This window comes from Clavibacter lycopersici, from assembly GCF_003576405.1.
Classification (GTDB): Bacteria; Actinomycetota; Actinomycetes; order Actinomycetales; family Microbacteriaceae; genus Clavibacter; species Clavibacter lycopersici.
This window is the reverse complement of the sequence record NZ_QWGT01000005.1, coordinates 1-22,882: the sequence shown is the minus strand read 5'-3', so window position 1 is coordinate 22,882 and position 22,882 is coordinate 1. Positions and strand designations below refer to the sequence as shown.

Genomic DNA, 22,882 nt, shown 5'->3' with positions numbered 1-22,882 from the left:
GCCCGGGCTCCGGTCAGGCCCCGCCGAACGCGGCGACGACCGCCGCCACCGCCCGCTCGACCTCGGCGCCCACGGCCTCCCGGTCTCCCGACTCCGAATCGTGGACGAACGCGGTCGCGCCCCGCCGCGCGCCGCAGTAGTCGAGGATCCCGTGCCCGACCTGCGTCTCGAACGCCTGCAGGTAGCCGTGCCGGGCGAAGGAAGCGCGGCTCGTCCCGGAGACGGGCACGAGATGCACGGTGAGGCGCTGCAGCCGCTTCTCGATGCGGCCGTCGTCGTCGACGCCGAAGGCCCAGCCCGCGATGAACGTCCGGTCGATCCAGCCCTTCAGCAGCGCGGGCATCGACCACCACCACACGGGGAAGACGAGCACGACGTGATCCACCGCGTCGATGCGCGCCTGCTCCGCGAGCACGTCCGCGGGGGCGGGGGCGTCGCCGGCGTACGCGCGCCGGTCGGCCATGCCGAACACCGGGTCGAAGCCCTCCTGCGCAAGGTGCGCGACCTCCGCCCGGTCGGCTCCGAGCGCGGTGACGAGCCGGCGGGCGACGTGGTGGGTGAGGGAGCCGGGATCGGGGTGGGCCGTGACGATGAGCGCGGTCATGCGTCCATCCGACCACGCGTCGCCTGGACGGCCCCGGCCCCGCGGAGGTCCGTCTGCCGCGGTCGATCCCCGCCTCGCGGACGGGCAGCCCTCACTGCGGCGTGATCGACCAGGCCCCGTTGGACGTGACCTGCACGACAGCCGGCCCCTCCATCTCGACCGTGCCGCTGTAGGCGCCGATCTCGTTCGCGATGAGAGGGGAGAACGACGACGTGCCGTACTCCTGCACGACGAAGTTGCTGTCCCCGTCGTTCGTGAGAGCCGCGACCGAGAAGTCACCCGACATCACGATCACGGAGTCGCCGGATCCGGACGCGGGGCCCGCCACGATCGGGACGGTCGTCAGGTCCGCGACCGTGATGGTCCACGCCGCGTCGGCGTTCACGGTCATCTGCGTGATGATGCCTCCGTCGGTCGTGTTGACGACGTACTGGCCGCGGTGCGGACCGATGGTGTTCACGAGCAGGGAGTCCCGCCCGTTCGTCTTGAGCACCGTGTTGCCCGTGCAGGTAGCGCATTCGAAGGTCACGATGGCGGTCTCCTGCAGATCGACGGCCTGGACGAAGTCGCCCGTGCCCGTGAAGGTCTGCGCGGCGAAGGTGGGATAGCTGCTCTCCGCGGGCGCCTCCTCTGCCGGGGCGGATCCAGCGTCGGGCGCGGCCGAGGCGGCTCCCGCCAGCCGGTCCGCCGTCCCATCCTCGCCGGGGGAGAGGACCAGTGCGGTGCATGACGCGAGACCCGCGAGGACCACCAGTGCGCCGCCACCGACCACGAACGGCCAGACCCGTCGCTTCCGCTCGTGGGGAGCGGCGCCTGCAGCTGCACCGGCCGCCACGGCCCCGGCGGGCGAGTACGGGGTGAACGCCGGCGCGGCGCCCGCGGCCGGGCGGTGCACGAGGTCGGGGCGCGCGGGAGTCGCGGAGACCGAGGCGTGGGGCAGAGGACCCGCCGCGGAAGTGCTGGCGGCCTCGGGGTCGGGGCCCCGGGGAGGAGAGGGCGGCGGAGGCGGGGGAAGCTCGTGCCACTGCCTGCCGTCCCAGTAACGGGGCGCTCCGCCCGCGTGCGGCGCTGCGTACCAGCCGGGTTCAGGGAGCGGGGTGGTGTTCGTCATGTGCCGTCTCGGATGTGGGACGACCGTGTGCCGTCGGCTGAGTCTGGTCCGGCGGAGGGCAGCGGGCCTCCCCCCGTTCGGGACGAACCACGGCCATCGCCGCGTTCAGTCCAGCTCGCCCGCCAGCTCGTCCTCCTGCAGCAGCCGCCGCGCCGCGATCCCGATCACCGCGCTGTACGTCGGGTACGCGAAGCGCACGTGCGCGAGGGTGGCGACGTCCACGCCCGCGGCCATCGCGGTGGTGACCGACTGGATCACCTCGGCCGCGTTCTCGCCCACGGCGTGCGCGCCGAGGATGAGCTCGCGGCGGCGGTCGGCGATGAGCAGGAGGAAGCCGGCCTCGCGGTCGTCGATCACGGCGCGGTCGACCTCGGCGAACGGCACCCGCGCGACCACGCACGCGCTGTCGCGCTCGCGCGCCTCGGCCTGCGTGAGGCCGACGCCCGCGTAGTCGGGGTCGGTGAAGCCGCCCGCGGGGAGGAGCTGCAGCGGGATCCGCCGGTTGACGCCGAGCACCGCGTTCTCGGCCGCGGCCTCGCCCTCGGACTGCGCGGCCTGCACGAGCATGTCCTTCCCGTTGGCGTCGCCCACCGCGAGGATGTGCGGCACGCGCGTGCGCAGGTACCGGTCGACGGGGATCGCCGACCGCTCGACCTCGACGCCCGCGTTCTCGAGACCCAGGTCCTCGACGTCGGCGGGCCAGCCGGTCGCCATGATCACGGCGTCGAAGCTGGAGGACTGCGGCCGGTCGCCCGCGCGCCAGAGCAGGGTGATGGATCCGTCGCCGGTCTTCGTGAGGCCCGTCACCGTGTCGATGCCCGTGTGCACGCGCACGCCCTGCGCGACGAACGCGGCGGACACGGCCTCGGAGATCGCCTCGTCGGACGCGGTGAGCACGCGCGGCGCGACGTCGAGCAGCGTGACCTCGGAGCCGAACGAGCGGAAGACCGTGACGAGCTGCGCGCCCGTGTTGCCCGCGCCGATGACGGCGAGGCGGCGGGGGATCTCCGGCAGCGCCAGCACGTCCTCGGGCACGGTCGCGAGGTCCGCGCCGGGCACGGGCAGGCGACGCGAGTGACCGCCGACGCACACGATGATCGAGCCCGCGGTGATCCGCCTGCCGCTGTCGAGGACGAGCGTCCGGTCGTCGACGAAGCGCGCGCGGCCCTCGTGGATCAGCGTGACGCCCGCCGCCTCGAACCGCGCGGCCTCGTCCTTGAGCGACCGCACCCGGTCGACCTGCTCGTGCACGCGCGCCACGATCGACGGCCAGTGCGGCACGGGCTCGCCCACGCCGATCCCGCTCTCGCCCGCGGAGCGCACCTCCCGCACGAGCCGTGCGGTCTTCGCGAGCACGCGCGTGGGCACGCACCCGGTGTTGACGCACGTGCCGCCGACGCGGCCGGCCTCCAGCACCACGACGCTCGCGCCGAGCTCTGCGGCGCGGAGGGCGGCGGCGGTGCCCGCGGGTCCGGCGCCGATGACGGCGACGTCGTAGTGCTGCGGCTCGGCGACGGTGTCGGGTTCGGCGTGGTCGGTGCTCTCGGGCATGGCGTCCTCCGGGTCGGCGCAGCGGTGCGGGCGGCGCCTCGGGAGCGCCTGATCGAGAGGCTACCGAGCCGGTGCCGCCGCGACCCGGGTGCGGAGCCGACCGTCACGTGGGGCGCGGTGGTAGCGCGTTGCTTGGGGCGGTGATGTCGGATGAACGTGGACTCGAAAGGGTGATCGCCTTACGTATCCGGTTCGACAGAAAACGTCACTCGCGCTGGGGAGTGACAATCCCGTAGTCTTCGCATCATGCTCACCGATGACGAAAAGGGCGGGGCCCGTCAACCCGGCAAAGGCGAAAAGCGTACCGGATATACTCTGGCGGTGGGCACCTCGGCGCTCCTCGCGGTCGCAACCTTTGCGGCCTGCATGACGCTCGGTGTCTTTATTTTTGGCGTGTTCGTGGCTATTTTTACTGCCACTTGGACGAGCGAGGCGGCCGGCGTGTGGTTTCGTGAGTTCTTCAAAAGCCCTGGAGCAGCTGCTTGTGTGGCACTAGTTGCTGCAGGGCTGACGTTTTGGGGCCTAAGTAGGCAATTGCGTGTATCCCGATCTGTCCTACAGCATGAGCAAGCAAAAACCGAAAACGCGTCGTGGTGGCAAATGTTCGAATGGACTACTAGCCGTGGGCTGCCGTCTGCGAAGGACGATACGGCGCTCCCCATATCTGTAACTGTCACTACTTTGCAGGAGCTTGCGACACGTGCAACAAACGATGTGCAATCAGCGGCGTGTGCTGGCGTAATTGATCACCTAGGTTCACCCTTGCGGGCTTCCGATCATGACCCCGACGGGACGCCGTCAACAATCGACCATCCTGGCTCAGTACCAGAGGGAAAGCCGCAAGCGGACGTATCGGCCATGACGGCATTATCTGCTTACGTTACTGCAACCGCGGGGTCCCCGGCTGCATCAGCTGTTGTGGAGGGGCTGCTCTACGAGCGAGAAGTGATCGGGGCTCTGGAGGAAGTGATAGGTGACCTTGGTAGTATCCGCGCAAACCCCGGCGGACGGAGTCGTTCTGGCGGCATCGACTTTTACGAGACGGATGCACTCCTTGCATTACCGCTTGGTAATGTGCTCGTAGATATTCACAAAGTTGGGGACTCGGTGGGTCGACGGGCCAAACTGGCCGACCGGATACGCCAGCTTGGGCGTGCGTCCCGCATCATGGCGCTCCAGTCTCCTGGGGACAGTAAGCCGCAGATTCTCATTCTTACGGATTCCGCGAAGGCGGTTGAGTATCTTAAGGATCGCGCGGATCAAGCGGGGGTGGTGCTGATTCGTTGGGCGACGGATGATGATAGCGAAGTATTGCGCAGTGCTCTTGCCAAGTACGGTGTTTAAAAATGATCATATAAGCGTCGTGATTGCGTGAGCTGCGTGTTTAGTTTCAGGTACCTATCAATGAGGCGAACGTCTCAGTAGGCTACGAGCGCACTCGGTGGCACTCGATCCGCCACCAGCGGTGCGTCGCGCGAAGGAGCACCATGACCGACATCCGCAAGGGCCTCGCCGGGGTCGTCGTCGACACGACCGCCGTCAGCAAAATCGAGCCGGCCACCAACTCCCTCCTCTACCGCGGGTACCCCGTGCAGGAGCTCGCCGCGCACTGCTCCTTCGAGCAGGTGGCGTACCTCCTCTGGCACGGCGAGCTGCCGACCGACGAGGAGCTCGCGCACTTCGAGCACCAGGAGCGCGCCGAGCGGCAGCCCGCCGATGCCGTGCTGCGGATCATCGACGCCCTGCCCGTCGACGCCCACCCGATGGACGTCCTCCGCACTGCCGTCAGCGCGATCGGCGCCGCGGATCCTGCGCCCGACGACCACTCGGCCGACGCCGACCTCGAGCGCTCCGTGCGGCTGCTCGCGCAGATCCCCGTGCTCATCGCCTACGACCAGCGCCGCCGCCAGGGCCTCGCCCCGGTCGAGCCGCGCGACGACCTCGGCCTCTCCGAGAACCTGCTGCTCATGGTGCACGGCGAGCGGCCCACGGAGGCCGACGCGAAGGCGATGGAGGTCTCGCTGATCCTCTACGCCGAGCACTCCTTCAACGCCTCCACGTTCACCGCGCGCGTGATCACCTCGACCCTCGCCGACCTGCACTCCGCGGTCACGGGCGCGATCGGCGCGCTCAAGGGCCCGCTGCACGGCGGCGCCAACGAGGCCGTGCTCGAGACGCTCGACGAGATCGGCGACGCCTCGCGCGTGGAGGCGTGGCTGGACGAGGCGCTCGCCGCCAAGCGCAAGGTCATGGGCTTCGGCCACCGCGTCTACCGAGCCGGCGACTCGCGCGTGCCCACCATGAAGGCGGCGCTCGACGAGCTCGTCGCGGTTCGGGTCGAGGAGGGCGGCGAGGCGGGGGAGTCGGCGACGCGCACCATGGAGCTGTACGACGCGCTCGAGCGCGGCATGGCCGAGCGAACCGGGATCCTGCCGAACCTCGACTACCCGTCGGGCCCGGCCTACGCGCTCCTCGGCTTCGAGACCCGCGCCTTCACGCCGCTGTTCGTCGCCGCGCGCGTGGTCGGCTGGACGGCGCACATCGTGGAGCAGCGGGCGGCGAACTCGCTGATCCGGCCGCTGTCGGAGTACGACGGACCCGCCGAGCGCCACCTGTCCTGACCGCTCGGGGGCGCCGGTCACACGGCCGGGAGCGCTCCCGCCGATCGTTAGGATGGAGCCCATGTCCCGCGGCGAGCCCTTCTACATCACCACGCCGATCTTCTACGTGAACGACGTCCCGCACATCGGGCACGCGTACACGGAGGTCGCCGCCGACGTGCTCGCCCGCTGGCACCGCCAGCGCGGCGACGACACCTGGTTCCTCACGGGCACCGACGAGCACGGGCAGAAGATCCTGCGCACCGCCACGGCGCACGACACCACCCCGCAGGCCTGGGCCGACCGCCTCGTCACCGAGAGCTGGCAGCCGCTGCTCGAGGCCGTGGACATCTCCAACGACGACTTCATCCGCACCACCGACGCCCGCCACGAGGAGTCGGTGAAGATCTTCCTGCAGCGCCTCCACGACGCCGGGTTCATCTACACGGGCGAGTACAAGGGCTACTACTGCGTGGGCTGCGAGGAGTACAAGCAGCCGAGCGATCTCCTCGAGGGCACGGGTCCGTTCGAGGGCCAGCTCGTGTGCGCCATCCACTCCAAGCCCGTCGAGCTGCTGGAGGAGAAGAACTACTTCTTCCGCATGAGCGACTTCGGCGAGCGGCTCCTCGCGTTCTACGAGGAGCGCCCCGACTTCATCCAGCCCGAGAGCGCCCGCAACGAGATCCTGTCGTTCGTGCGCCGCGGCCTCGAGGACCTCTCCATCTCGCGCTCCAGCTTCGACTGGGGCATCCCGATCCCGTGGGACGAGAGCCACGTCGTGTACGTGTGGTTCGAGGCGCTCATGAACTACGTCACGGCCATCGGCTACGGCGTCGACGACGAGCAGTTCCGGCGCCGCTGGCCCGCCACGCACCTCGTCGGCAAGGACATCCTCCGCTTCCACGCGGTGATCTGGCCCGCCATGCTCATGGCGCTCGGCGAGGAGCCGCCCCGCCGCGTCTTCGGCCACGGCTGGCTGCTCGTCGGCGGCGAGAAGATGTCGAAGTCGAAGCTCACGGGCATCGTGCCGCAGACCATCACCGACACCTTCGGCATCGACGCGTTCCGCTACTACTTCATGCGCGCGTTCGCCTTCGGGCAGGACGGCTCGTTCAGCTGGGAGGACCTCAGCGCCCGCTACCAGGCCGAGCTCGCCAACGGCTTCGGCAACCTCTCCTCCCGCGTGATCGCCATGGTCGGCCGCTACTTCGACGGCCGGATCCCCGCCACGCACGAGCTCACCGAGGCCGACGAGCGCGTGCTGTGTGTCGCGCGTGCCGCGGCGTCCACCGCGGACGAGGCCATCGAGCGGCTCGCGATCCACGAGGCGCTCGCCGCCGTGTGGACCCTGGTCGACGAGCTCAACGGCTACATCACCAGCCAGGAGCCCTGGGCGCTCGCCAAGAAGGACGAGGACCGCGAGCGCCTCGAGACCGTGCTGCACACCGCGGTCCGCGGGCTCGGCACGCTCGCCGTGCTGCTCGCGCCCGTGCTGCCCGGCGCCACCGCCAAGCTCTGGACCGCCCTCGGCGGCGACGGCACGGTGGGCCAGCAGCGCATCGACCTCGCCGACGAGTGGACCGGATCCGGCACCGTCACCCCGCTCGAGGCACCGCTGTTCCCGCGCATCGAGCAGGAGCCGGCGACGCCCGCAGCCTGACGTCCGCCGCCGGGCCTCCGGGTGCCGCGCCCCGCCGGGCGCGGCACCCGCCCGTCGGTAGAGTGAGCGGGATGTCCGAATCCAGCTACGTGCGCCAGCGCGACACCTCCTCGGCCCACGGCCAGACGCGCGACCTCACGTACCCGCCGCTGCCCGAGGCGCTCACGGTGCCCGTCTACGACAACCACACGCACCTCGAGATCGCGGACGGCGAGTCGCCGATCGACTTCACCGAGCACCTCGACCGCGCGAGCTCGGTCGGCGTGCGCGGCGTGATCCAGGTCGGCGGCGACCTGGAGACGTCCCGCTGGTCGGCGGAGACCGCCGCGCACGAGCCGCGCATGCTCGCGGCCGTCGCGATCCACCCGAACGAGGCCCCGGCCTACGAGGAGGCGGGCACGCTCGACGACGCGCTGGCCGAGATCCACGAGCTCGCCGGACGCCCGCGCGTGCGCGCCGTCGGCGAGACCGGCCTCGACTTCTTCCGCACGGGCGAGGACGGCCGCGCCGCCCAGCAGCGCTCGTTCGAGGAGCACATCCGCATCGCCAAGGAGCGCGGGATCGCCCTCCAGATCCACGACCGCGACGCGCACGACGAGGTCGTCGCGACCCTGCTGCGCGTCGGCGCCCCCGAGCGCACCGTGTTCCACTGCTTCTCCGGCGACGAGGACCTCGCGCGGATCTGCGCCGAGAACGGCTGGTACATGTCGTTCTCCGGCACGGTCACCTTCAAGAACGCGCACGACCTGCGGGAGGCGCTCGCCTTCGCGCCGCGCTCGCTCCTGCTGGTGGAGACGGACGCGCCGTTCCTCACGCCCGTGCCGTTCCGGGGCCGGCCGAACGCGCCGTACCTGATCCCGCACACGCTCCGCGCGATGGCCGCGCACCTCGGCACCGACGTGTCGATGCTCGCCGCGCAGATCTCCTCCAACACCGAGCTCGTCTACGGCCGCTGGGACGACGAGCCCGTCACGTCGCCGTCGAAGGACCCCGCCGAGCTCGACCCGGCGGGCCGCGCGTGAGCGACGAGACGGCACCGGCCGTCGCCCCGACGCTCCTCGGCCCCGCCGAGATCCGCGACCTCGCCGAGCTGCTCGGCGTCGCGCCCACCAAGAAGCTCGGGCAGAACTTCGTCATCGACGCCAACACCGTGCGCCGCATCGTCCGGGTCGCGCGCGTGGAGGCCGGCACCCACGTGGTCGAGGTCGGGCCGGGTCTCGGCTCCCTCACCCTCGGCCTCCTCGAGACGGGCGCCAGCGTCGTCGCGGTGGAGATCGACGGCCGCCTCGCCGAGCAGCTGCCGATCACCGTGCGCCTGTACCAGCCGGACGCCGCGGTGACGGTGGTGCACGAGGACGCGCTCCGCGTCGCCGAGCTGCCCGGGGATCCGACCGCGCTCGTCGCGAACCTCCCGTACAACGTCTCCGTGCCCGTGCTGCTGCACCTCCTCGAGCACTTCCCGGCGATCCGCACGGGCGTGGTCATGGTGCAGGCCGAGGTCGGGCACCGCATCGCGGCGGCGCCGGGATCCAAGGTGTACGGATCCCCGAGCGTCAAGGCCGCCTGGTACGGCGCCTGGCGCACGGCCGGCCAGGTCAGCCGCCAGGTCTTCTGGCCCGTCCCGAACGTCGACTCCGTGCTCGTCGCGTTCGAGCGGCACGCGGAGCCGTACGCCTCCGAGGAGCTGCGGAAGCGCACCTTCAAGATCGTCGACGCGGCCTTCCAGCAGCGCCGCAAGATGCTGCGCCAGGCGCTCGCCGAGCTGCTCGGCGGGAGCGAGGCCGCGTCCGCCCTCCTCGAGGCCGGAGGGGTCGCCCCCACTTCGCGGGGCGAGCAGCTGGGCGTCGACGACTACCTCCGCGTGGCCCGTGCCTGGGCCGATCGGGACGGTGACGGAGGGGCTCCCAGCCTCCGCTAGGTTGGAGCACATGACCTCCGCGGCCACCAGCCCCGATGTGGTGCACGCGCGGGCCCCGGGCAAGATCAACGTCTCCCTCACCGTGGGCGCCCTCCAGGAGGACGGCTACCACGACGTCGCCACCGCGTACCAGGCGGTCAGCCTCTACGAGGACGTGTACGCCACCCGGGCCGACGACTTCTCGGTCGAGTTCGGCGGTTCCATCGACACGTCGCACCTCACCACCGGCCCCGACAACCTCGCCATCCGCGCGGCGCGGCTCCTCGCCCGCAGCACCGGCCACCGCGGCGGCGTGCACCTGCGCATCGAGAAGAACGTGCCCATCGCCGGCGGCATGGGCGGCGGATCCGCGGACGCCGCGGCCACCCTCCTCGCCTGCGACACCCTGTGGGGCACCGAGCGCACGCGCGACCAGCTGCTCGCCCTCGGCGCGGAGCTGGGTGCCGACGTGCCGTTCGCGCTCGCCGGGGGCACCGCCATCGGCACCGGCCGCGGCGACCGCCTCAGCCCCGCGCTCGCCAAGGGCACGTTCCAGTGGGTGCTCGCCATCGCCGAGTTCGGCGTCTCCACGCCCGACGTGTACGGCGAGCTCGACAAGCACCGCGAGCGCCACGCGCAGGACATCTTCCCGGCCCAGCAGATCCCGCAGGTCGACTCGGGCGTGCTGCAGGCGCTGCGGGCGGGGGATCCGCGCATGCTCGCCGAGGTCCTCCACAACGACCTCCAGGCGCCCGCGCTCCACCTCGCGCCCGGTCTCGGCGAGGTGCTGCAGCTCGGCGAGGAGAACGGCGCGCTCGCGGGCATCGTCTCGGGATCCGGCCCCACGGTCGCGTTCCTCGCGGCGGACCTCGACAGCGCGCTCGAGCTGCAGATCGCGCTGAGCGCCGCCCGCCTCACGGTGATCCGGGCCACGGGGCCCGTGCACGGCGCCCGCATCATCACGGGCTGACGCGGCGCCTCCCGCCATGCGCACGACCCTGCCGCGAGCGATCCGGCCCTCCCGTCCCGAGTGGGCGCTCCTCGGCATCACCGCCATCTGGGGCGGCACGTTCCTCGCGGTCCACGTCGCGATGGAGCACAGCGGGCCGCTCTTCTTCGTGGGGCTCCGGTTCCTCGTGGCCGGGCTGATCAGCGCGGTCCTGTTCCGGCGGGTGCTCCGCGGGATGCGCCGGGTCGACCTGGGTGCGGGCGCGGCGATCGGCGTCATGATCTTCCTCGGCTACGGCCTCCAGACCTACGGGCTGCAGACGATCCCGAGCAGCACGTCCGCCTTCATCACCGCGCTGTACGTGCCGCTGGTGCCGCTCCTCCAGTGGGTCGTGTTCCGCAGGCGCCCCGGGGTGCTCGCGCTCGTGGGGATCGCGCTCGCGTTCGTCGGGCTGCTGCTCGTCGCCGGTCCCCAGGAGGGGGTCGCGCTGGGCGCGGGGGAGCTGGCGACGCTGGTCAGCACGCTCCCGATCGCCGCGGAGATCATCCTCATCGGCCTGTTCGCCGGGCGCGTGGACGTCGGCCGGGTGACCGTCGTGCAGCTCGTCGTCGCCGGGGCGCTCTCCCTGGCGTGCATGCCGGTCGCGGGCGAGGCGGTCCCGGCGTTCTCGTGGGTGTGGCTGGTGGCGGCGGTCGCGCTCGGGGCGAGCAGCTGCCTCATCCAGCTCACGATGAACTGGGCGCAGCGCTCCGTGTCCCCGACGCGCGCGACCATCATCTACGCGGGCGAGCCGGTCTGGGCGGGCGTCGTCGGACGCGTGGCGGGGGAGCGCCTGCCCGCGCTCGCGATCCTCGGCGCGGCCCTGATCGTCGCCGGGACGCTCGTGAGCGAGCTGCGGCCGCGGGCGGCGCGGGAGGCCGCCTAGAGCACGGCTCCCGTCGCGCGGAGGTGGCGGATCAGGTCCTCCGGTCCCGCGCACATCGCCTCGAAGGCGAGGTAGAGGGTCTCGGTGCGCCCGGCTGCGCCCACCGCGTAGCAGGGCTTCCCGAGCCCGTAGGCGATGCCGGCCTCCATGTGCGCCGCGGCTCCGGCGGGCAGCACGAGCACGAACCGGTCGGCGGCGCGCAGCGCGGCGAGGTCCTGCTCGAACAGGCGCCGGATCCCCGGGTCGTCGAGGTCTGCGTCGTCCGCGCCGCCCGGAGCGGCGAAGGCCGTGGCCTCCGCGTCGTAGGCGGCGCGGACGAAGCCGTAGGAGCGGGCGCCGACGCCGTCGAGCGCGTCGAGGACGTCGCCGATGGCCTGCCGGTTGCGCCAGCTGCCGGCGACGAAGAAGGTGCTCACGCGGCGACCGTACGGGGCGTCGGCGTCGTCCGTCCACCGGGAGCGCGCACGGGCGGCACCGAAGGATCAGCCCGCGTCGACCCGCTCGTAGCGCTCGATGTTCGCGTTCTTCACGTGCCAGTCGTCGGTCTTCGCGAAGCCGCGCGGGGTGAGCGCCTCGGCGACCTCGGGCCGGATGTCCTGCCTGTCGCTCGTGACGAGCCACACGACGTCCGCGCCGTCGACCTCGTCGACCCGGTCAGCCAGCGGGTACGTCTCCTCCCAGAGGCCGTCGGTGTCGCCGGGCGGCGTGCGCAGCAGGATGTCGTCCATGCCGCGGAAGGCGTCCGGGTACGAGTACGCGACGATGCGCGAGGTGGCCTTCGGGTGGCGGCGCACGGGTCCGAAGATCACGGCCTCGGTCGTGCCGGGCGCCTCCTGCGCGCGCTCCTCGGACACGATGCGGGCGATCGCGGCCCAGTCGGAGTCGGCCTTCACGGTGGTCGTGCGGTCGTGCACGAGCTGCATCACGGAGAGCGCCACGAGCACGGCCGTGACGGCGGCGACGAGCGGCTTCCACTTCAGCGCGAGGATCCCCACCGCCATGAGCATCGCGAACGCGGGCGCCGTGTACGCCATGTAGCGCGGCGAGTAGAGCGGCGACATGAGGGTGGACGCGCCGATGAGCAGCAGCGTCGGCACCGCGAACCAGACCACCGCGAGCTGCAGGATCGTCGGCGACCATCCGGCGTGCAGGTACGCCGACTCGTACTCGGCGATGGGGCCCTCCGGCTCGACGCGCGAGGCGCGGCGGGCGCGCACCATGCGGATCCCGCGGCGCACCAGCAGGGCGAGGCCGACCAGCGCGAGGACCCAGGCGATGACCGCGAAGACGTCGTTCTCGTAGAAGAGCTGCGTCGACAGCACCTGCGTCACGGTGTTCGGGCCGATGGGCTTGATCCACCCGACCTGGCCCGACTGGTCCGTCACCACGCGCACGAGCGGCAGCGACAGGAGCCCGGCCGTGATGGAGGCGAGGGCCCAGCCGAGGAGCGACACGACCATGGGCCGGCGGCTGCGGCGGCCGACGCGGGCGGAGGCGATGGCCCAGAGGATCACGACGCCGTGCGCGCCCACGAGCAGCGCGAGGTACACGAATGTGGATGCGCCGAGCCACGCGAGCAGCCCGTAGAGCGCCCACCACCTCGCCTGCACCTGCCACCGGGAGCCCGCGCGGCGGGCGGCGAGCACGAGCACGACGGTGAGCGCGACCGCGATGAGGGTGCCGAGCGCGAACGAGCGGCCCTCCGTGCCCATCCAGGCCGAGCGGGGGATCACGACGAAGACGATGCCGGCCACGATGCCGGTGCCGCGCGTCGAGACCGTGCGGGTGAGCAGCACCACGCCCGCTGCCGCGAGGCCGATGAAGACCGCGCTCGGGAATCGGAGCGACGTGGGCGAGTAGCCGACGAGCCCGAACCAGACCTTCATGCCCGCGTAGTAGAGGCCGTGGACTGCGTCGACCGTGCCGAGCTCGCGGAGGAGGTCGTCCCAGCCGCGCGTGGCCGAGACCACGGTGGCGGCCTCGTCGTACCAGACGGAGGGGCTGCCGGCGAGGGGGAGCGCGAGGAGGAAGCCGAGGAGGCCGATGAGCCAGGCGTCGCTCCAGCGACGGTGGTGGAAGCGGCCGAGGCCGCCGGTGGGGCGTCCGCCGCGGGTCCCGTCGGCGGGCCGTCGTACGCTGGGACCGGTCGACGCGGGTCCGCGTCCGCCGTCCGTACGGAGGTCTGTCATGGGGTCGTCTCTGCCGCTCGTCGATCTGGACGGCACGCACCCCGGGGGGCGGGGCCGAGGTGGTCATGGCTCCGGGCAGGATGCGCACGAACGGCGCGAACGCCACTCCCGGCACCTCGCCCTTCCCGGCATCGGGATGGGGGGTCAGTCCCGCATCGACCAGGCGCGCGTGCTCGTGATCGGCGCGGGCGGCCTCGGTTCCCCCGTGCTGCAGTACCTGGCCGCAGCGGGGATCGGGACCCTGGGAATCGTAGACGACGATGCTGTGGACCTCTCGAACCTCCAGCGCCAGACCATCCACGGCACGCCCGACGTCGGCCGGCCGAAGACCTCGTCAGCGGCGGATTCCGTGCACCGGACCGACCCCGGGATCGAGGTCGTGGAGCACCAGGAGCGCCTCACGAACGACAACGCCGTCCGGATCCTCAGCGGATACGACGTGGTCGTCGACGCCACCGACAACTTCGCCACCAGGTACCTCATCAGCGACGCCGCGGCGCTCGTCGGGGTGCCGTGCGTGTGGGGATCCGTGTACCGGTTCGACGCGCAGGTCACCGTCTTCTGGGACGCGGCGCCCGACGGCCGCGGCATCGACTACCGCGACGTGTTCCCCGAGCCGCCCGCCGACGGCGCCGTGCTCTCCTGCGAGGAGGCGGGCGTGTTCGGCGCCGTCTGCGGCACGGTCGGATCCCTCATGGCCACCGAGGTCATCAAGCTCGTCACGGGCGTCGGCCAGCCGCTCCTCGGCCGGGTCGTCGTGCTCGACGCGCTCGCCGGCACCAGCCGCACCATCGGCGTGAAGCGCGCGAAGGGCCGCCAGCGGGTCACGGCGCTCGCCGACTACGACCTCTTCTGCGGCGTGGGCGCGGCCACCGACGGCACCGAGCTCGACGCGGAGGAGGTCGAGCGGATCCTCGCCTCCGACGAGCAGGTGGTGCTCCTCGACGTGCGCGAGCCCGACGAGCGCCTCGCCGACTCCATCCCCGGCCACGTCGCGGTGCCGGTGCGCATCGTCACGGTGGATCCGGGTGCGGTGCCCGGCGAGATCACCGACCGCGTCGTCGTCTACTGCGCGTCGGGCGTGCGCTCGCGTGCGGCCGCGGCTGCGCTGCGCGAGGCCGGGCGGGATGCGGTGAGCCTCCGCGGCGGGATCCGGGCGTGGCGGAGCGTGGCGGGGCGGGCGTGACGCACGCTCCCGAGGGCGGACCCGTCCTCGGCCTCGACGACGACGCGTTCCTCGAGCACGTCGCCGACACGCTGGCGTCCGTGCCCGGCGTGCGCGGAGTGGCGCTCGGTGGATCCCGCGCGCAGGGCGCGAACCGCCCCGAAAGCGACTGGGACGTGGCCGTCTACTACCGGGGCGACTTCGACCCCGACGGCCTGCGCGCCCTCGGCTGGCCCGGGCAGCTCAGCCCGCGCGGCGGGTGGGGCCGGATCTTCGACGGCGGCGGCGCTCTCCATGTCGACGGCCGCGCGGTCGACGTGCACTACCGCGACCTCGACGCGATCGAGGCCGTCCATGAGGAGGCGCTCGCCGGCCGCTTCACGCTCGAGACGCTGCTCTTCCACCAAGCGGGGTTGCCCAGCACGATCCTGCTGGCCGAGGTGGGCGTGAACCGCGCCCTCCGCGGCGAGGTGCCGGTGTTCGAGTACCCGCGGGCGCTGCGCGCATCCGCGCCAGGGATCTGGTGGCAGCGGGCGGAGCTGACGCTGCACTACGCCCGCGAGGGCCACGCCCGCCACGGCCGGGCCGCGCAGTGCGGCGGGCTCCTCTCCGAGGCGGCGTGCCAGGCGGCGCACGCGATCCTCGCCCACCGCGGCGAGTGGATCACGAACGAGAAGCGGCTGCTGACGCGCGCGGGGCTCCGCGGCGTCGACCAGGTCGTCGGGCACGTGGGCACGGGTCCGGCCGAGCTGCTCCGCGCGGTGGACGCGGTCGAGGCCCTGCTGCTCGACGCGGTGCGGCGGGAGGGGATCCCGGTCGGGGACTGATCCGCGGATCAGGGCTGCGGATCGTCCGGCGCCTCGAGCTCGGGCGTGCTGTCGCCCTTGCCGCGTCGGCGCCGCAGGGCGCCCTCTGCGAGCTTCAGCTGCAGCCCGTCTGCCGCCGCGCGACCCCGGCCGAACGCGGCCGCGCCCATGCGTCGGGCCGCGTCCACGCCCTCGGCACCCTGGTCGCGGGCCGAGTCCCAGGTGTCGCCCACCGCGACCAGCCAGCGTCGCGCCTCCAGCGACTCGCGCTCGTCGGCGACGCCGAGCAGGCCGTTGAACTGCACGACGCCGCTGGCGACCCGGTTGCTGGATCCCACGACGGCCCGCGAGTCGAACGGGTTGAGCAGTACCTTGGCGTTCGCGGTGCCGGCGGCGGCATCCATGCGCTCGAGCAGGCGGTCGGTGGTGCGGCCGATCACCGCGAGCCGGTTCTGCCGCACGGTCCGGAGCGCGAGGCGGTGCTGATCCAGCTCCTCCGGGGAGGCGTCGAGCACGCGGTCGAGCTCGAGCACGCCGACGGCGTCCTGGAGCTGGAAGCAGCGGGCGAGCACGGCGAGCCATTCGCGGACGGTCGCCTCGGCGTCCTTCGTCGCGCGCACGAGGTCGTCGACCTTGGTCGTCTTCTCCATCTTCTCCGCGAGGGCGTCGAGCTGACGGAGCGCGTAGCCCTGCGTGCGGCCGAGCGTCATCGCGGTGCCCTGGACCTTCGACCAGGTGGTCTCGGAGACGCGGCCGACCTGGTCGCGGATCATCATCGCCTCGTCGATCACCATCTCCACGCCGATCATGTCGGCGAGCACGGAGTCCTTCTGGCCGCGGAGGATGTCGTCGACCTTGGCGTCGATGACGGCGAGGTAGTCGCTGATCTCGTCCATGGCCTGCTGCATCGCCAGCTGCGCCATGATGCCTGCCGCGCCCGCGAGGATCGCGGGGTTGGCGAGGATCCGACCCGGGCCGGCGGCGAACTCGACGACGTCGACGAAGCGCCCGCCCTGGCCACGGATGACCCCGAGGTCCAGACCCGACTTGGTGCTCTTCACCAGACCAGCGTTGTCCTTGATCAGCTTCACCGACTTCTCGGACAGCTTCACCCATCGCCCGTGGTTCTCGGCCACGACGGATCCCGCCTGCATTGCGGCCGCCGCCATCCCCACGATCGGCTTCAGCCGCTCCAGCCCCAGGTCCCGCCCCTTCGGCAGCTCGTTCGTCGCGAGGAACCGCTCCACCGCGGCGGCCTCGCCGATGACGGCCAGGCCGTCGCCGTCGCTGATCAGCTGGACGTCGTCATCCACGGGGGCTCCTTCGGGTGGGCCGGACGGCCCGGTCGGGTACGGCCCGAGCCTCCCACCGCCACCGCTGCTCGTGTCGCCCCCGATCGGGGCACCTCACCCCAGCGCCTGCGCCCCGATCACCCCGAGCAGCCGCAGCTTCTCGTGGCTCTCGGAGCCGGGCGCGGCCGTGTAGACGAGCAGGTGGTGGGACTGCTCGGGATCCGTGAGCGTCTGGCAGGCGAGCTCCAGCCGGCCGAGCTCCGGGTGCTCGAAGCGCTTCACGGCGCTCGGGCGGAGGCCCACCTCGTGCCGCGCCCACAGCTCGCGGAACTCGGCGCTCCGCGGAAGCAGCAGCTCGACGTAGCGGGCGGCGCGGGATCCGGGTCCGCGGCGGGTCGCGACCCCCCGCAGGCCCGAGACCCAGAGTCGCGCGAGCGCCGCGTGGTCCTCCTCGGCGTAGAGGCGGCGGCTCGCCGGATCCGCGAACCAGCGGTACCCGATGCTCCGCTCCGGGCCGGTGAGGTGGGCGGTGTCACCCGTCAGCGCGACGCCCAGCGGAGTCTGCATCAGCGTCTCGCCGAGCTCGCTCACGACCTCGGCGGGCGTGTCGACGAGCCGATCGAGGATCCGCTGCAGGCCCGGTCCGACATGGTCGCCGGATCCACCGCGCGCCGGCGGCTGGTGGCCCGCGAGCCGGAACAGGTGGTCGCGCTCGTCGACCGTGAGGTGCAGGCCGTGCGCGATCGCCGCCAGCATCTGCTCCGACGGCTGCGGGCTGCTGCCGCGCTCGATCCGCGCGTAGTAGTCGGACGACATGCTCGACAGCGCCGCGACCTCCTCGCGCCGGAGGCCGCTCGTGCGGCGCCGCGGGGTGCGGGGGAGCCCGACGTCCTCGGGCTGGAGCGCCTCCCGGCGGCGGCGGAGGAACTCGGCGAGCCCCGCGTGGTCCATCTGGCGCATGCGGCCTCCTGTGTCGCGTCCATCCTCTCGGCCGGCGGCGGTCCCAGCCAGGACCCGCCGATCCACGTCTCGACGCGCCCTGGATCCCGTGTCGGCGCGCGCCCAGGCTCGGGGCAGCCGATGCGGAACGCCCGCGTCGTCGTCCGCAGGAGGATCCGCCATGCCCCGTCGCCCCACCGACATCCCCGTCCCCGACCTCACGGGCCGCCGCGCCCTCGTCACGGGAGGCAGCGACGGCATCGGCTTGGCGCTCGCCACCCGGCTCGCCGGCGCGGGCGCCGAGGTCCTGCTGCCGGTGCGCGACCGTCGCAAGGGCGAGGCCGCCGTGGCCCGGATCCGCGAGCGGCACCCCGCCGCGCGGATCGCCCTGCACGACCTCGACCTCGCGTCGCTCGACTCCGTGGCCGCGCTGGCCGCCCGGCTCGCGGACGAGGGCGCGCCCCTGCACCTGCTCGTCGCCAACGCGGGGGTGATGACGCCGCCCGAGCGCCGCACCACCGCCGACGGGTTCGAGCTGCAGCTCGGCACGAACCACCTCGGGCACTTCGCGCTCGTGGGCCGGCTGCTTCCGCTGCTGCGTGCCGGATCCGCGCGCGTCGTGTCGCAGGTGAGCATCGCCGCCGCCCAGAACGCCGTGCGCTGGGACGACCTGCAGTGGGAGCGCAGATACCACCCGATGCGCGCGTACAGCTCGTCGAAGATCGCGTTCGGGCTCGTCGGCCTGGAGCTCCAGCGGCGGAGCGCGGCCGGCGGGTGGGGGATCACGAGCGACCTCGCGCACCCGGGCATCGCGCCGACGAGCCTCCTGGCCGCACGCACGGCGACGGGACGCTCGCGCGACGGGCTCGACGTCCGAGCGATCCGGCTGCTGTCCCGGCTCGGGATCCTGGTCGGCACGCCCGAGACGGCCGCCCTGCCCGCGCTCCTCGCGGCCACGGCGGACGGCGACGGCGGACGCATGTACGGTCCGAGCGGACCCGGCCACCTCGGCGGCGCGCCGGCCGAGATGGCGCCGTTCTCGCGGGTCACGGACCCGGCTGACGCACGCCGCATGTGGGCGCTCTCGGAGGAGCTGACGGGGGTGCGGTTCCCGGCGTGAGGCGGCGGACACACGGGAGCGCGCGGGCACCTCGTGCCCGCGCGCCCCGGAATGCGTCGCCGCAGCTGCTCAGGCGCGCGGCACGCCCGTCGTGTCGAACAGGATCCGCGACGCCTCGGCGGCCCGCGCGCTGTCGACCAGCACGTCGTAGCGGCCGGCGGTCAGCGTCTGGATCGAGGCGAAGTCGCGCTTCCCGCGGGTGGCCCAGTGGCCGACGAAGCCGAACAGCGCGCCCCAGAGGGCGCCGATGCCGACCGCGACCAGGAGCACGCCGAGCCACGCGACGCCGGGGGTGAAGATCCCGAACAGCAGGCCCAGCATGAGGCCGAACCAGGCGCCGCCCGCGGCCCCGCGCACCGCGGCGCTGCCGTTGGTGACCCGGCCCGTGACGGTCTCGACGGTGCGGACGTCGTGGCCCACGATCTGCGTCGACGCGACGGGGAACTCCTTGTCGGACAGCGTGTCGACGGCGGCCTGCGCATCGGCGTACTCGGTGTAGCTCGCGATCACCTCGCGGGGCGTGGCCGGGACGGCGTGCGCGCGGGGGTCGGTGCTCGGGGTGGACATGGGGTGCTTCCTCTCGGGTCGTGCGATTCGTGCATCTCCGTCCGGTCGGACGATATGGTTTGAGGATACCAACGGTCGGCCAGCGCGGAGAGGACGGGGATCGAACGGTGAGCGAGCTCCCAGGCAAGGATGGCGCGGCGGTCGGCGCGGCGATGGAGCGCGCGGTGCTCGCGATCACCCGCTGGGCGTCGCGGCCCGACGTGCGCCGGCGCATGCTCGCCGACGAGGGCGAGGCGTTCTCCTCCACCGACACCTGGCTCCTCGGGCACCTGATGGAGTGCGGCGCGACCCGGATGCGCGTCCTCGCCGACTGGCAGGGCGTCGACAAGTCCACGATGACCGCGCACGTGCAGCGCCTCGAGGCCCGGGGTCTCGTGATCCGCGAGCCCGACCCCGGCGACCGGCGCGCGATCCTCGTCCGCGCGACTCCCGACGCCGAGCGCGTGCTCGACCGCAACTCCGCCACGGCCCGCGCGCTCCTCGGCGAGCTCGTGGGGGACTGGTCGCCGCGGGAGCGCGCCGAGCTCACCCGGCTGCTCGGGCGGCTGGTCGCGGAGATCGAGGCGGAGGGCGGCGGTCGGGCCGCGGATGCCGCTGAACGCGCCGTGACCTGATCCGGTGCTGATGCGTGGGTGATCCTCACGCGGTCCCGCGCGTGAACGTTCACGTCCCGTCTACGCGTCATCCCTTGACGCCCGCGCAGCCCGACCCGTAGCGTCGTCGTGAACGTTCACGCCGACGACGCCGCGAAGGGCTCCACCATGACCGACCCCACCCCGACCACCTCGACCGCACCCGGCTGGGCGGTCCTCGGCCCGGGCTCCATCGCCCGCCGCTTCCTCTCCCAGCTCCCCGCGAGCGAGCGCGACGCGCGTCTCGTCGCCGCAGGCAGCTCGAGCGCCGAGCGCGCGCGGGCCTTCGCCACCGAGGCCGCCGAGCAGGGCTTCGCCGGCGTCACGGGCGCCGACTACGACGCCGTCCTCGCCGACCCCGACGTGGACGCCGTCTACATCTCCACCGTGCACACCGGCCACGCCGACCTCGTGATCCGCGCGCTCGAGGCAGGCAAGGCCGTCCTCTGCGAGAAGCCGCTCGCCGTCAACCACGGCACCGCGATGGCCCTCGTCGACGCGGCCCGCGAGGCAGGACTCCCGCTCGTCGAGGCGTACATGTACCGCTTCCACCCGCAGACCGCCGCGCTCCTCGAGCTGCTGCGCGACGGCGTGATCGGCGACGTCGCGCACATCGACGCGTCCTTCTCCTTCCGCACCGGATCCCGCACCGGGCGCCTCTACGACACCGCGACCGCGGGCGGCGGGATCCTCGACGTCGGCGGCTACACGGTCACCGCCGCGGCCGCCGTCGTGCAGGCCGCGACCGGGATCGCCGTCGCCGAGCCGCTCAGCCTCGAGGTGGACGGCACGGTCGGCCCGACGGGCGTCGACGAGTGGTCGGTCGCCCGCGCGACCTACCGCGGCGGCGCGGGGCAGCCGGGCATCACCGCGACCCTCCGCACGGGCGTCGCCCTCGACGAGCCGCAGGCGCTCACGATCCTCGGCAGCCGCGGCCGCATCCACCTCGCCGACCCGTGGACCCTCGGCGGCGAGCCCGCGATCGTGGTCTCCGTCGTGGGCGAGGAGCCCCGCACGCTGACCTTCCCCGGGGCGAAGCCGTACGCCATCGAGGCCGACGCCACGACCGACGCGCTCGCCGCCGGCCTCGGCGAGGCCGCGCAGATGACGCTCGACGAGACCCTCGCCACCGCCCGCACGCTCGACCGCTGGCGCGCCGCGCTCGAGCTGCGCTACCCGTTCGAGTCCGAGGACGCGGACATCCCCACCGTCTCCGGCCGCCCGCTGCGCGTCCGCGACGACAGCCCGATGCTCTACGGCGAGATCCCCGGCGTCGGCAAGCGCATGTCGCGCCTCGTGATGGGCGTCGACAACCAGCCCGACCTGGCGCACGCGTCCGCGATCTTCGACCACTTCGTCGAGCAGGGCGGCAACGCCTTCGACACGGGCTACATCTACGGCGGCGGGGTGCTCGAGGGGCGCCTCGGCACGTGGATCCGGAACCGCGGCATCCGCGAGGACGTGGTCGTCATCACCAAGGGCGCGCACACCCCGCACTGCGACCCCGAGTCGCTCACGAGCCAGCTGCTGGAGAGCCTCGAGCGCCAGGGCACCGACTACGCCGACATCTACCTCATGCACCGCGACAACCCGGACGTGCCGGTGGGGGAGTTCGTCGACGTGATGGACGAGCACCAGCGCGCCGGGCGGATCCGCTCCTACGGCGTCTCCAACTGGACGCCCGAGCGCTTCGACGAGGCGCAGGCCTACGCGAAGGCCAACGGCCGCGCGGGCTTCCAGGCGCTGAGCGACCACTTCGGCCTGGCCGAGGCGTACGACGTGCCGTGGGCGGGATGCGTGCACGTCACGGATCCCGCGTCGAAGGCCTGGCTCGAGGAGCGGCAGGTCCCGCTGCTGCCGTGGTCGTCGCAGGCCCGCGGCTTCTTCACGGGCCGCGCCCGTCCGGACGACCTGAGCGACCCGGAGCTCGTGCGCTGCTACTACGGCGACGACAACTTCGAGCGCCTCCGCCGCGCGGAGGAGCTCGCGTCCCAGCACGGCGTGCAGGCCACGGCGATCGCGCTCGCCTACGTGCTCGCGCAGCCGTTCCCGACGTTCCCGCTGTTCGGCCCCCGCACCATCACGGAGGTCCGCTCCTCGATGCGCGGCCTGTCGGTCGAGCTCACCCCGGAGCAGGTGGCGTGGCTGGACCTGCGCGGCTGAGCGACGCGGGCGCGGCCGGCCGGGAGCCCGGTCGGGAGCCGGCCGGCCGCGCCACGATCCACGACGTCGCGGCCGCCGCCGGCGTGTCCCGCCAGACCGTCACGCGCGCGATGAACGGCATGCCGGGGATCAGCGAGGAGACCAAGCGGCGCGTGCTCGACGCCGCGGATCAGCTCGCGTACCGGCCGTCGCGGTTCGGGCGCGGGCTCGTGACGGGCGGGGACCACCAGCTCGGCCTCGTCGTCGACGACCTGCGGAACCCGTGGTCGCCCGAGCTCGCGGCCGCGGTCGTGCGGATCGCGGCGGCGCGCGGCTGGAACGTGTCTCTGGCGGACGTCGGCCTCGCCGCCGACTCCGACCGCATGGTCGAGGCGCTCGGCGCGCAGACCGACGCCGTGATCGGGACCCTCGGATCGCGTGCCGCCGAGTGGATCGCCCGGCTCGGGTCGGTGCCGGTCGTCGAGCTGGACCCGCGCGGCGACCCGCTGCGCGCCGCCGTGCAGCTGGATCCCTCGGAGGCCGTCGACGCCCTCGCCGACCACCTCGCGGCGGTGGGCGTTCGGCACCCGGTCGTCCTCGACGCCGCGGTCGCCGCGGGTCCGAGCGCCCGCGCGGCGCTGCTGGTGCGCGCGTTCGAGGCGCGCTCGATGGAGGTGTCGGTCGTCCGCGCGTCCGCCCCCACCGCTGAGGCCGCCGCCGTCGCGACCGAGCG

The 22,882-nt window shown here is 72.9% G+C and carries 21 protein-coding genes; 13 read left to right on the top strand and 8 right to left on the bottom strand.

Annotation, left to right across the window (positions count from 1 at the left end; genetic code table 11):
- Window positions 1–13 precede the first annotated feature (13 nt).
- The 3 genes from DZG00_RS00925 to DZG00_RS00915 all read right to left on the bottom strand — a co-directional run bounded on the left by DZG00_RS00925 (window position 14) and on the right by DZG00_RS00915 (window position 3,266).
- Window positions 14–604, bottom strand: coding sequence for an NAD(P)H-dependent oxidoreductase (locus tag DZG00_RS00925; RefSeq protein ID WP_119381087.1), 591 nt, complete (start codon window positions 602–604; stop codon window positions 14–16).
- Between the two features lie 91 nt (window positions 605–695).
- Complete coding sequence (locus DZG00_RS00920) at window positions 696–1,499, bottom strand: hypothetical protein (RefSeq protein ID WP_147359899.1); 804 nt, start codon at window positions 1,497–1,499, stop codon at window positions 696–698.
- A 321-nt stretch (window positions 1,500–1,820) separates the two neighbouring features.
- Entirely contained in the window at window positions 1,821–3,266 is a 1,446-nt protein-coding gene (locus DZG00_RS00915; RefSeq protein ID WP_119381085.1) for a dihydrolipoyl dehydrogenase family protein, read from the bottom strand.
- 246 nt (window positions 3,267–3,512) lie between these two features.
- Between DZG00_RS00915 and DZG00_RS16840 the strand changes: the two genes are divergently transcribed.
- The 7 genes from DZG00_RS16840 (at window position 3,513) to DZG00_RS00885 (ending at window position 11,297) form a co-directional block, all read left to right on the top strand.
- Window positions 3,513–4,610: a hypothetical protein gene (locus DZG00_RS16840; RefSeq protein WP_147359898.1), complete on the top strand. Its 1,098-nt coding sequence runs from the start codon at window positions 3,513–3,515 to the stop codon at window positions 4,608–4,610.
- Between the two features lie 143 nt (window positions 4,611–4,753).
- Complete coding sequence (locus DZG00_RS00910) at window positions 4,754–5,887, top strand: bifunctional 2-methylcitrate synthase/citrate synthase (protein WP_119381084.1); 1,134 nt, start codon at window positions 4,754–4,756, stop codon at window positions 5,885–5,887.
- A 61-nt stretch (window positions 5,888–5,948) separates the two neighbouring features.
- Window positions 5,949–7,526, top strand: coding sequence for a methionine--tRNA ligase (gene metG / locus DZG00_RS00905; protein WP_119381083.1), 1,578 nt, complete (start codon window positions 5,949–5,951; stop codon window positions 7,524–7,526).
- Window positions 7,527–7,597: 71 nt separating this feature from the next.
- The gene (locus DZG00_RS00900; RefSeq protein WP_119381082.1) at window positions 7,598–8,548 is read left to right on the top strand and encodes a TatD family hydrolase; all 951 of its coding nucleotides are present in this window, start codon (window positions 7,598–7,600) and stop codon (window positions 8,546–8,548) included.
- Window positions 8,545–9,444, top strand: a complete 900-nt coding sequence (gene rsmA, locus DZG00_RS00895) for a 16S rRNA (adenine(1518)-N(6)/adenine(1519)-N(6))-dimethyltransferase RsmA (RefSeq protein ID WP_119381081.1) — start codon at window positions 8,545–8,547, stop codon at window positions 9,442–9,444. Before DZG00_RS00900 ends, rsmA begins: the two co-directional genes overlap by 4 nt.
- A gap of 10 nt (window positions 9,445–9,454) precedes the next feature.
- Window positions 9,455–10,393 (top strand): 4-(cytidine 5'-diphospho)-2-C-methyl-D-erythritol kinase, encoded by a 939-nt coding sequence (locus DZG00_RS00890; protein WP_119381080.1) that lies wholly within the window; start codon window positions 9,455–9,457, stop codon window positions 10,391–10,393.
- A 16-nt stretch (window positions 10,394–10,409) separates the two neighbouring features.
- Complete coding sequence (locus DZG00_RS00885) at window positions 10,410–11,297, top strand: DMT family transporter (protein ID WP_119381079.1); 888 nt, start codon at window positions 10,410–10,412, stop codon at window positions 11,295–11,297.
- Here DZG00_RS00885 and DZG00_RS00880 read toward each other — a convergent pair.
- A complete protein-coding gene (locus DZG00_RS00880; RefSeq protein ID WP_119381078.1) occupies window positions 11,294–11,713 on the bottom strand; it encodes a hypothetical protein in 420 nt (139 codons plus the stop codon). The genes DZG00_RS00885 and DZG00_RS00880 overlap by 4 nt on opposite strands.
- Before the next feature lie 66 nt (window positions 11,714–11,779).
- Window positions 11,780–13,486, bottom strand: coding sequence for a glycosyltransferase family 39 protein (locus DZG00_RS00875; protein ID WP_119381077.1), 1,707 nt, complete (start codon window positions 13,484–13,486; stop codon window positions 11,780–11,782).
- Between the two features lie 136 nt (window positions 13,487–13,622).
- On the opposite strand from DZG00_RS00875, the gene DZG00_RS00870 reads away from it, so the two are divergent.
- Both DZG00_RS00870 and DZG00_RS00865 read left to right on the top strand, forming a co-directional pair.
- The gene (locus DZG00_RS00870) at window positions 13,623–14,672 is read left to right on the top strand and encodes a ThiF family adenylyltransferase (protein WP_233550065.1); all 1,050 of its coding nucleotides are present in this window, start codon (window positions 13,623–13,625) and stop codon (window positions 14,670–14,672) included.
- Window positions 14,669–15,478, top strand: a complete 810-nt coding sequence (locus tag DZG00_RS00865) for a nucleotidyltransferase domain-containing protein (RefSeq protein ID WP_119383317.1) — start codon at window positions 14,669–14,671, stop codon at window positions 15,476–15,478. The genes DZG00_RS00870 and DZG00_RS00865 overlap by 4 nt, the downstream gene beginning before the upstream one ends.
- An 8-nt stretch (window positions 15,479–15,486) precedes the next feature.
- Here the strand turns inward: DZG00_RS00865 and DZG00_RS00860 are convergent, their stop codons facing one another.
- Together DZG00_RS00860 and DZG00_RS00855 are read right to left on the bottom strand one after the other, a co-directional pair.
- Window positions 15,487–16,770 (bottom strand): hypothetical protein, encoded by a 1,284-nt coding sequence (locus DZG00_RS00860; protein WP_119455312.1) that lies wholly within the window; start codon window positions 16,768–16,770, stop codon window positions 15,487–15,489.
- Window positions 16,771–16,863: 93 nt separating this feature from the next.
- The gene (locus DZG00_RS00855) at window positions 16,864–17,709 is read right to left on the bottom strand and encodes a helix-turn-helix transcriptional regulator (protein ID WP_119382171.1); all 846 of its coding nucleotides are present in this window, start codon (window positions 17,707–17,709) and stop codon (window positions 16,864–16,866) included.
- A 160-nt stretch (window positions 17,710–17,869) separates the two neighbouring features.
- Between DZG00_RS00855 and DZG00_RS00850 the strand changes: the two genes are divergently transcribed.
- Entirely contained in the window at window positions 17,870–18,808 is a 939-nt protein-coding gene (locus DZG00_RS00850; protein ID WP_119382170.1) for an SDR family oxidoreductase, read from the top strand.
- 69 nt (window positions 18,809–18,877) lie between these two features.
- Here DZG00_RS00850 and DZG00_RS00845 read toward each other — a convergent pair whose 3' ends face one another.
- A complete protein-coding gene (locus DZG00_RS00845) occupies window positions 18,878–19,375 on the bottom strand; it encodes a YflT domain-containing protein (protein WP_119382169.1) in 498 nt (165 codons plus the stop codon).
- A gap of 107 nt (window positions 19,376–19,482) precedes the next feature.
- Here DZG00_RS00845 and DZG00_RS00840 point away from each other — a divergent pair, with 107 nt between their 5' ends.
- The 3 genes from DZG00_RS00840 to DZG00_RS00830 all read left to right on the top strand — a co-directional run.
- Window positions 19,483–19,989, top strand: a complete 507-nt coding sequence (locus DZG00_RS00840; protein WP_119382168.1) for a MarR family winged helix-turn-helix transcriptional regulator — start codon at window positions 19,483–19,485, stop codon at window positions 19,987–19,989.
- Window positions 19,990–20,136: 147 nt separating this feature from the next.
- Window positions 20,137–22,170 (top strand): aldo/keto reductase, encoded by a 2,034-nt coding sequence (locus DZG00_RS00835; RefSeq protein ID WP_119382173.1) that lies wholly within the window; start codon window positions 20,137–20,139, stop codon window positions 22,168–22,170.
- Window positions 22,149–22,882: LacI family DNA-binding transcriptional regulator (locus tag DZG00_RS00830; protein WP_147359897.1), on the top strand; the 734-nt coding region annotated here is incomplete at its 3' end. The genes DZG00_RS00835 and DZG00_RS00830, both read left to right, overlap by 22 nt.

Bases quoted from the DNA above. Each gene is read 5' to 3' on its own strand.
- DZG00_RS00890 (WP_119381080.1), top strand. From the start codon at position 9,455: ATGACCTCCGCGGCCACCAGCCCCGATGTGGTGCACGCGCGGGCCCCG.
- DZG00_RS16840 (WP_147359898.1), top strand. From the start codon at position 3,513: ATGCTCACCGATGACGAAAAGGGCGGGGCCCGTCAACCCGGCAAAGGC.
- DZG00_RS00845 (WP_119382169.1), bottom strand. From the start codon at position 19,375: ATGTCCACCCCGAGCACCGACCCCCGCGCGCACGCCGTCCCGGCCACG.
- DZG00_RS00910 (WP_119381084.1), top strand. From the start codon at position 4,754: ATGACCGACATCCGCAAGGGCCTCGCCGGGGTCGTCGTCGACACGACC.
- metG (WP_119381083.1), top strand. From the start codon at position 5,949: ATGTCCCGCGGCGAGCCCTTCTACATCACCACGCCGATCTTCTACGTG.
- DZG00_RS00900 (WP_119381082.1), top strand. From the start codon at position 7,598: ATGTCCGAATCCAGCTACGTGCGCCAGCGCGACACCTCCTCGGCCCAC.
- DZG00_RS00925 (WP_119381087.1), bottom strand. From the start codon at position 604: ATGACCGCGCTCATCGTCACGGCCCACCCCGATCCCGGCTCCCTCACC.
- DZG00_RS00885 (WP_119381079.1), top strand. From the start codon at position 10,410: ATGCGCACGACCCTGCCGCGAGCGATCCGGCCCTCCCGTCCCGAGTGG.
- DZG00_RS00855 (WP_119382171.1), bottom strand. From the start codon at position 17,709: ATGCGCCAGATGGACCACGCGGGGCTCGCCGAGTTCCTCCGCCGCCGC.
- DZG00_RS00915 (WP_119381085.1), bottom strand. From the start codon at position 3,266: ATGCCCGAGAGCACCGACCACGCCGAACCCGACACCGTCGCCGAGCCG.
- DZG00_RS00835 (WP_119382173.1), top strand. From the start codon at position 20,137: ATGACCGACCCCACCCCGACCACCTCGACCGCACCCGGCTGGGCGGTC.
- DZG00_RS00850 (WP_119382170.1), top strand. From the start codon at position 17,870: ATGCCCCGTCGCCCCACCGACATCCCCGTCCCCGACCTCACGGGCCGC.
- DZG00_RS00870 (WP_233550065.1), top strand. From the start codon at position 13,623: ATGGGGGGTCAGTCCCGCATCGACCAGGCGCGCGTGCTCGTGATCGGC.
- DZG00_RS00875 (WP_119381077.1), bottom strand. From the start codon at position 13,486: ATGACAGACCTCCGTACGGACGGCGGACGCGGACCCGCGTCGACCGGT.